This window comes from Acidimicrobiia bacterium (genome assembly GCA_036396535.1).
In the GTDB taxonomy this organism is placed as follows: domain Bacteria; phylum Actinomycetota; class Acidimicrobiia; order Spongiisociales; family UBA5794; genus DASWKR01.
Window position 1 is genome coordinate 21,066 of sequence record DASWKR010000046.1, and the last position, 8,292, is coordinate 29,357.

5 protein-coding genes and 1 rRNA gene are annotated in these 8,292 nt (G+C 68.6%); 5 read left to right on the forward strand and 1 reads right to left on the reverse strand.

The annotated features are described in order from the left end of the window. Nucleotides 1-7: 7 nt before the first annotated feature. The 3 genes from pheT to VGC47_07770 are packed head-to-tail and all read left to right on the forward strand — an operon-like array spanning nt 8 to nt 3,858. Nucleotides 8-2,377 (forward strand): phenylalanine--tRNA ligase subunit beta, encoded by a 2,370-nt coding sequence (gene pheT / locus VGC47_07760; GenBank protein ID HEX9855193.1) that lies wholly within the window; start codon nt 8-10, stop codon nt 2,375-2,377. Between the two features lie 24 nt (nt 2,378-2,401). Then, nucleotides 2,402-3,310, forward strand: a complete 909-nt coding sequence (gene argF, locus VGC47_07765) for an ornithine carbamoyltransferase (protein HEX9855194.1) — start codon at nt 2,402-2,404, stop codon at nt 3,308-3,310. Further along, complete coding sequence (locus VGC47_07770; protein ID HEX9855195.1) at nt 3,307-3,858, forward strand: DNA-3-methyladenine glycosylase; 552 nt, start codon at nt 3,307-3,309, stop codon at nt 3,856-3,858. The genes argF and VGC47_07770 overlap by 4 nt, the downstream gene beginning before the upstream one ends. On the opposite strand, the gene VGC47_07775 is transcribed toward VGC47_07770, so the two are convergent. Continuing rightward, complete coding sequence (locus VGC47_07775) at nt 3,848-6,232, reverse strand: PBP1A family penicillin-binding protein (protein ID HEX9855196.1); 2,385 nt, start codon at nt 6,230-6,232, stop codon at nt 3,848-3,850. The two genes, VGC47_07770 and VGC47_07775, sit on opposite strands and share 11 nt — an antisense overlap. A gap of 89 nt (nt 6,233-6,321) precedes the next feature. On the opposite strand from VGC47_07775, the gene tyrS reads away from it, so the two are divergent. Together tyrS and VGC47_07785 are read left to right on the forward strand one after the other, a co-directional pair. Further along, entirely contained in the window at nt 6,322-7,524 is a 1,203-nt protein-coding gene (gene tyrS / locus VGC47_07780) for a tyrosine--tRNA ligase (GenBank protein ID HEX9855197.1), read from the forward strand. 314 nt (nt 7,525-7,838) lie between these two features. Next, nucleotides 7,839-8,292: ribosomal RNA gene (locus VGC47_07785) — 16S ribosomal RNA — on the forward strand; the annotation flags it as partial.

The window sequence follows — 8,292 nt, forward strand, 5'->3', positions numbered from 1 at the left end:
GGTCTCCATGCGCTGGCTCAGCGAGCTCGTCGATCTGCCGACGTCCGATGTCGGCGAGCTGACCCGCGCCTTCGACTACCTCGGCCACCAGGTCGAGGACATCATCCATTACACGGCCGACTGGACCGATGTTGTCGTCGGGAGGGTGGAGAGCATCGAGCCGCACCCCGACGGCGATCAGGTGAGGGTCACCCGCGTCGACGTCGGCGACGGCTCTCTCCATCAGATCATCTGCGGAGCGTGGAACTTCGACGAGGGCGCCGTCGTGCCCGTGGCCCTGCCGGGTGCCGTCCTGGCGGGCGGGTTCGAGATCGCCAGCCGCCGCATCCGGGGCGTCGAGTCCAACGGCATGATCTGCTCCGAGGGAGAGCTCGGGCTGGGAGACGACCAGGCGGGGATCATGGTGCTCGATCCGGACGTGCCGATCGGCGTTGCGTTTGCGTCGGTTCTCGAGTTGCCGGACGTCGTCTTCGACATCGACGTGACGACGAACCGGCCGGATGTGATGGGGATGGTCGGTGTCGCCCGGGAGCTCGCCGCCTGGTTCGGCATCCCGTACGGCCGGCCGGAAACGAAGCTCGATCCCGTGGCAGGGGCTCCCGACGTCGCCGTCACCATCTCGGCGCCCGACGGGTGCAACCGCTTCGTCGCCCGCGAGATCAGGGGAATCACCGTCGGGCCGTCGCCTCTGTGGATGCGCCAGCGGCTCCGCAAGGCGGGGCAGCGCCCGATCTCGAACGTCGTCGACGTCACGAACTACGTCATGCTCGAGATGGGCCATCCGCTCCATGCGTTCGACGCCGACCGGGTCGCAGGCGGTCGGCTCGACGTCCGCTGGGCGACGGGCGGCGAGGTCATCGTGACGCTCGACGACGCCACCCGCAGGCTGTCCTCCGAGGACCTCGTGATCGCCGACGCCGACGGGCCCACCTCGCTGGCAGCCGTGATGGGCGGGGCGCGATCCGAGGTCGTCGAGGAGACGAAGCGCGTCCTCATGGAAGCCGCCTCGTGGAACCCGGCCGTCGTCATGCACACCTCGCGCCGCCACGACCTCCAGTCGGAGGCTTCCGCCCGCTTCCAACGGGGCGTCGACCCGAATCTGGCGCCGCAGGCGAACGCCCGAGCCAGCAGGCTGCTCGCCGAGGTGGCCGGTGGAGAGGTCCTGGAGGAAGCCATCGACATCGTGGCGAAGCGCTTCGATCCGGTCACGATCGAGCTGCCCATCACCGAGGTACACCGGCTTCTCGACGACACCTTCACCGTCGAACGCTGCGCAAGGCTGCTGCGACGTCTCGACTTGGGCGTCACCGAGTCCACCGGGTTCCTGTCGGTCGAGGTGCCGACCTACCGCGGCGACCTCACGCGCCCCGTCGATCTCGTCGAGGAGGTCGCCCGGCTCGCCGACTACGACACCTTCCCGGCGACGGTTCCCACCGGCCCGGCGGGAGGGCTCTCGGTCGAGCAACGAAGGCTGCGGAGGCTCCACGAGACGCTTCGGGGGCTGGGATTGCACCAGGTGATCAACCTCCCCTTCGTGTCGGAAACCGAGCTCGAGGAGTTCGCCTCTGCCGAGTCGGCGGGGGTCGTGGCGGTGCGCAACCCGCTGCGAGACGACCAGTCGAAGCTGCGCCAGAGCCTCCTACCTGCGCTATTGCGCGACATGCGGGACAATCGGAACAGGGGAGCCGCCTCGGTGGCGGTGTTCGAGACGGGGCGGACGTTTTTCGACACGCCGGCGGGCGACGATCCCCGCCTCCCTCACCAGCCGGTACGCCTCGGAGTCGCCATCACGGGCCCGTTCGGCCCATTGGCGCTCGGCCGGCCTGCGCCTGATGCCGATGCCGCCACCGCCTTCGCCGTCCTGCGAGCCGTCGGCGACGTGCTCGGCGTGCACCTCGACCGCAGGAAGGCGTCTCCGTCCGGGCTCCACCCGACCCGCTCCGCCGAGGTGCTCCACGGGGGACAGGTCGTTGGGGTCGCCGGCGAGCTCCATCCCGACATCGCCGAGCGCCTCGCCATCCTGGGGAGGGTTGCGGTCCTCGAGGTCGCCGTCGAGCCGCTCGTCGCGGAGACTCCGACCCGTCAGATGGCGCCGCTGTCGACCTACCCGCACGTCGACTTCGACCTGTCGTTCGACATTCCCGAGGGTCTTGCCGGCGCCGACCTGCTCGAGGCGACCAGCGGCGCCTCGTCCCTGGTCGAGTCGGCCGAGGTCTTCGACGAATACCGGACGCCGGACGGGATGTATCGCCAAGCCATCCGCTTTCGGCTCAGGGCAGGCGACAGGACCCTCTCGGCGGACGAGATCGCCGCCGAACGAGACGCCATGATCGCGGCGGCCGCTCGACTCGGGGCGACGCTGCGAGGGGCAGGCTGAATTGGTCCCCGAGGAGGATGCTCCGTGGACTTCCTGATGACGACCGACCTCGGTCCAGACGGCCTGGGTGCAGTGCTCGATCTGGCTGCCGCCGTCAAGGCCGACCGCTCGCTCCATCGAGGGACGCTGCGAGGGCTCAAGGTCGGCCTCTTCTTCGAAAAGCCCTCGACGAGGACCCGGGTTTCGTGTGAGGCAGCCGTCGTCGACCTAGGAGCACACCCGGTCGTCCTCAAGAGTGACGAGGTCGGACTCGGTCGCCGCGAGGCGGTCGCCGACGTCGCCAGGGTGCTCGATCGCTACCTGGACATTCTCGCTTTTCGGGTGTTCGACCACCGCCATCTGGTCGAGTTGGCGGACAACGCCGATGCCCCGGTCGTCAACCTTCTGTCCGACCGCAGCCATCCCTGCCAGGCGCTCGCCGATCTGCAGACCGTACGAGAGCATCGCGAGCTGGCGGGGACGATCCTCACCTACGTCGGCGACGGCAACAACGTGGCCCACTCGCTCATGCTCGCCGGGGCGATGTCGGGGATGGAGATCAGGGTGGCGGCACCTCCGGGCTTCGAGCCGGCGGCGGACATCACAGCCGAGGCGATGGCGATCGCCCGCACGACCGGGGGCAGCATCATGGTGACGAGCGATCCGCACGTCGGGGTGGCGGGCGCCGACGTGGTCTACACGGACGTGTGGGCCTCGATGGGCCAGGAGGACGAGGCAGAAGAGCGGCGCCGCCTCTTCGCCCCATTCCAGGTCGACTCGGAGCTCTTCGGTGAAGCGGCTCGCCACGCCATCTTCCTCCATTGCCTGCCGGCCCATCGCGGCGAAGAGGTCACCGACGACGTGATCGAGCACGAGCGGTCCTTCGTGTTCGACCAAGCCGAGAACCGCATGCATGCCTTCAAGGCCCTCCTGGTCCAACTCCAGCTTCGGTGAGCCGCTCCTCGATCGTCGACCTCCTCACAGGAGACGTGCGGGAGGTGGCGCCCCGCCTGCTCGGCTGCCGGATCCGCACCCGCTTCGACGACGTGGTCACCGAGGTCGAGCTGACCGAGGTCGAGGCGTACGCAGGTGACGAAGACCCCGCCAGCCACGCATATCGCGGCATGACTCGCCGCAACGTGGCGATGTTCGGGCCACGGGGGACGCTGTACGTCTACCGGTCGTACGGGATCCACTGGTGCATGAACATCGTCACGGGCGGCGACGGGATACCGCACGCCGTCCTCCTCAGAGGCGGCCGTCCGATCCGGGGCCGTCCGGCCATGGAGGCGAGGAGAGGAAGGGCCGACCGGCTCACAGACGGTCCCGGCAAGCTCACCGAGGCGCTCGGGGTCACCGGAGCCCACGACCACACGTCCGTGCTCACCGGGCCGGTGCGCCTCCTCGACGCCCTCAGGGCCCCGCCCGCCGTCGAGGCGACACCACGCATCGGGGTCAGCAAGGCGGCCGACGAGCCGTGGCGCTGGGTCGTCAGGGATTGACCCACAGGTGGATGGTGCCCTCGATCGGGAGCCCGGCGGCCGGCGACTGCATCCACACCATCCCGGAGCGGGCGGCCGCCGACTCGGCGTCGGCCTCGGCGCGGGTGATGACGAGGTAGCGATGGCCGAGGTTCTCGAGCGCCGTCACGGCATCTCCGACCGGCAGCCCGAGCATCGCCGGCGCCGTCGTTCCCGGCTCCGGCCCTGCCACGGTGAGCGTGGCGGTGGCGCCCTCCACGACGGTGGCCCCGGCGAGGGGTCGCTGCTCGAGCACCGTACCGGAGGGCAGGCTGCCCGCCTCCGACCAGATGAGGCGCGCCTCGAAGCCCGCCGCGGTGACGACCTCGACGGCGCGCCCGAGGTCGAGCCCTACGAGCGAAGGCATCAGGCCGGTGCCGGTCAGCGGCAGTCCGTCGAGCACGGTGCCGGTGCACACGACAGTGGGCACCTGGTCGGCGGGAAGGCGCACCCTCTGGACGTGGTCGCGGGGACAGTGCGGGCCGGCGAGCAAGCCCGTGTCGAGATCGATCTCGACGGTCACGAGGCCGTCTGTCCCTATCGTCGCCAGGTCGCCGTACGGAGTGGTCGCCAGGGCGGCCGAAGCGAAGGCGGCCCATATCTCGGCCGGCCACCGGCCCCCCGTCACCGGGAAGTCGGTGTTCGGAGGTTCGAGGGGCACCAATCCCTCGGCGAAGCCCACCCAGACTCCCGCCACGAGCTCGGGCGTGTAGCCGATGAACCAGGCATCGGCATGGCTCTGCGACGTTCCCGTCTTGCCTGCGATCTCGCGTCCGATCCTGGCTCGCTGGCCGGTTCCCCTCTGCACCACCTCGGTGAGCGCCGCGGTGACGTCATCGGCGACCGAGCGCGGCATCGCCTCGGTCACCACCGGAACGGCCGACCAGACGTTCGCACCATCTGAGTCGTCGATCGACGTGACGAGGATCGGCTCGACGTGGACGCCTCCCGTGGCGAACGTCCCGTAGGCCGACGTCATGTCGAGCACCGTCACCTCCTGGGCGCCGAGGGCGAGCGAGTGGAGCGGCTCGAGGTCGGTGGAGATCCCGGCCGCCTCGGCGACCCCGGAGACGCGGTCCGGGCCGACGGCGTCGATCAGCCGGGCGTAAGCCACGTTGACCGAGAACACCGTCGCCTCGGACAAGGTGAGGCTCGGGAACTTGGCGCCCCCATAGTTGTCGACCTTCCACGGCCCCGAGGGCGTCGCGATCTCGACCGATCTTCCCGCTTCGATCACGTCGCCGAGACCCCATCCGCTCTCGAGCGCCGCCGCCAGCACGAACGGCTTGAACGACGAGCCCGGCTGCCTCCGGCCTTGGGTCGCCAGGTTGAACTGGGCGATCGGGTCGTCGGGGTCGTAGAAGTCGCGCCCCCCGACCATCGCCAGCACGTGGCCGGTGCGCGGGTCGATGGCGACCATCGCTCCCGACGGTCCGTCGTCGGCGATGACGGATCCCACGGCCTCCTCGGCTGCGTCTTGGACGAACGGGTCGATCGTCGTGTGGATGCGAAGCCCGCCGCGGAAGAGCATGTTGAAGCGCTCTGTCGTCGTCTCGCCGAGCCGCGGGTCGTCGAGCAGTCGGCGCCTCACCGCCTCGACGAAGTGGGGGTACCGGGCCTTCGCCGAGATTCGGGGCCGCAGCTCAACGGTCTCGGACCTCGCAGCGGTCAGCGCTGCCTCGTCGATGTAACCGAGCTGGCGCATCTTGTCGAGGACCGTGTCCCGCCTGTCGATCGCACCGTCCGGGTTCTCGTATGGGTTGAGGCGCGACGGCGCCTTGATCAGCCCGGCCAGCATGGCGGCCTGTGCGACCGACAGCCTCCCGAGGGGCTCATCGAAGTATCGATCGGCCGCCGTGGCGACCCCGTAGGCGCCATTGCCGAAGTACACCGTGTTGAGGTAGCGCTCGAGGATCTCCTCCTTGTCGAGCCCCTCTTCGAGACGCACCGCCAGGACGGCCTCCTCGAGCTTGCGGTCGAGCGAGACGTCGGAGCTGAGCAGCACGTTCTTGAGGTACTGCTGGGTGATGGTCGAGCCGCCCTGAACGACGTCGCCTGCTTCGATGTTGGCGATGATCGCCCGGCCGATCGCTTCGAGGTCGACCCCCGAGTGCTCCCAGAAGCGCTCGTCCTCGATCGCCACCACGGCGTCGATCACGACGCGGGGGATGTCTTCGTACTCGACGAGCTGACGGTCCTCTCCGGCGTGCCACTCGGCGAGCACCGAGCCGTCCGAGGCGTAGACGATCGTCGTTTCCGCCCCCGCCCCTGGAATCCCGGGATCGGCGAGGGGCTCGACGGAACAGGCCGCGGTCAGGAGCGCAACCGCGGCGAACGACATGAGCCAGCGCTGCACGGCTCAACGGTAGGTCGACCTCGGCGGGCAGTGGGGGATTTCCGCCGCGCCGCGGCCGTCGGGCCGGACCTCACTAACCTCGCCCGACCATGGACTTCTTGCCGGTCTCGGAGCAGCTGACTCGCCTCACCCGCGGTGTCGATACGATTCTGCCCGAGGGGGATCTGGAGGGGCTCCTCGGAGAGGGGCGGCCGCTGCGGGTCAAGCTCGGTGTCGATCCGACCGCTCCGGACGTGACTCTCGGTTGGGCGGTGGTGCTACGGCTGCTGCGGAGATTCCAGGAGCTCGGGCACGTCGCCGTGCTGATCCTCGGCGACTTCACCGCCCAGGTCGGCGACCCCTCCGGCAAGTCGGAGACCCGCCGCAGGCTGAGCGGCGACGAGGTCGACTCCTACGTCGGTGGCGTGATGGGGACCATTCGTGAACTGCTCCTCCCCGACAACCTCGAAGTTCGCCCCAACTCGGAGTGGCTCGCCAAGATGGACATGCACGACGTCCTCGACCTGATGTCGAAGTTCACGGTGTCCCGCATCATGGATCGCGACGACTTCAGCAAGCGCTGGGACGCCGGCGATCCGATCTCGCTGATCGAGTTCATGTACCCGTTGCTCCAGGCGTACGACTCGGTCGCGGTCGAAGCGGACATCGAGATCGGGGGAACCGACCAGCTGTTCAATCTGCTCGTCGGCCGCGACCTCCAGTCTCGCTCGGGACAGCGGCCCCAGGTGGTGATGACGATGCCTTTGCTCGTCGGCACCGACGGCGCCAGGAAGATGTCGCAGTCGCTCGGCAACTACGTCTCGGTCACCGACGAGCCATCCGAGATGTTCGGGAAGACCATGAGCATCCCGGACGGCGCCATGAGGCAATGGATGGTCCTGGCCGCCGAGCGCTCCGAGGCCGAGGCCGACGATGCGATGCACGGCATCGAGGTGGGTCGGCTCCACCCCGGCGACGCCAAGCGGGCGCTCGCCCGAGAGATCGTGGCTCTCTACTGGGGGGCGGGGGCGGCCGAGGAGGCGGAGGCGGCGTTCGACAGGGTCTTCAGGGAGCACGGCGCCCCCGACGAGGTCGACGATCTGGCGCTCCCTTCCGACGACCCGGTCTGGCTGCCCGGACTCATCGCATCCGGTGGGCTCGCCGCATCGAACTCCGAGGCTCGCCGGCTCCTCGACCAGGGGGCCGTGAAGCTCGACGGGGAGAAGCTCACGGACCTCGAGGTTCCTCGATCGAGACTCGTCGGAGCGCTGCTCCAGGTCGGGAAGAGACGCTTCGCCAGGCTGATCGGGTGAGGACTTGGGCTTTCGGCACCGAAGTGCTTGAATGGCCGTTCGCCCGGTACGACCGCGTCGCCGACGCGGCGCGCCGGTGGTAGAGTTTGAGACCCCTCTGCGCTGTCGCGCGTCGAGGGTCCGGGCTCCTTGACAACTGAACAGCGTGTCAAAAGCCAGCATGCACTCAGACCCTCGGTCCGCTCAGGCGGCGCCGGCGTGTCTGGGTGATGCAAACAACGACCGTGCCACCAAGAGGACCCCGTCCTCGGCACGGTCTCCTTTGGGACGGGATCGACGTCTTCGGACGGCGGTTCCGCTCCTTGGTCGAACTTTCGATGGAGAGTTTGATCCTGGCTCAGGACGAACGCTGGCGGCGTGCCTAATGCATGCAAGTCGAACGAGAACCACCCAACTCGTAAGAGGAGGGTGGGGACAGTGGCGAACGGGTGCGTAACACGTGAGGAACCTGCCCTGAAGACCGGGATAGCCCAGGGAAACTTGGATTAATACCGGATGTCCTCAGCGGACCGCATGGTCTGCTGAGGAAACGGTCAGCCGCTTCAGGATGGCCTCGCGGCCTATCAGCTCGTTGGTGGGGTAACGGCCTACCAAGGCAACGACGGGTAGCTGGTCTGAGAGGACGATCAGCCACACTGGGACTGAGACACGGCCCAGACTCCTACGGGAGGCAGCAGCAGGGAATATTGCACAATGGGCGCAAGCCTGATGCAGCGACGCCGCGTGCGGGATGAAGGCCTTCGGGTTGTAAACCGCTTTCAGGAGGGA

Excerpts from the sequence above, each read along its gene's own strand:
- tyrS (HEX9855197.1), top strand. The coding sequence starts at position 6,322 with ATGGACTTCTTGCCGGTCTCGGAGCAGCTGACTCGCCTCACCCGCGGT.
- pheT (HEX9855193.1), top strand. The coding sequence starts at position 8 with ATGCGCTGGCTCAGCGAGCTCGTCGATCTGCCGACGTCCGATGTCGGC.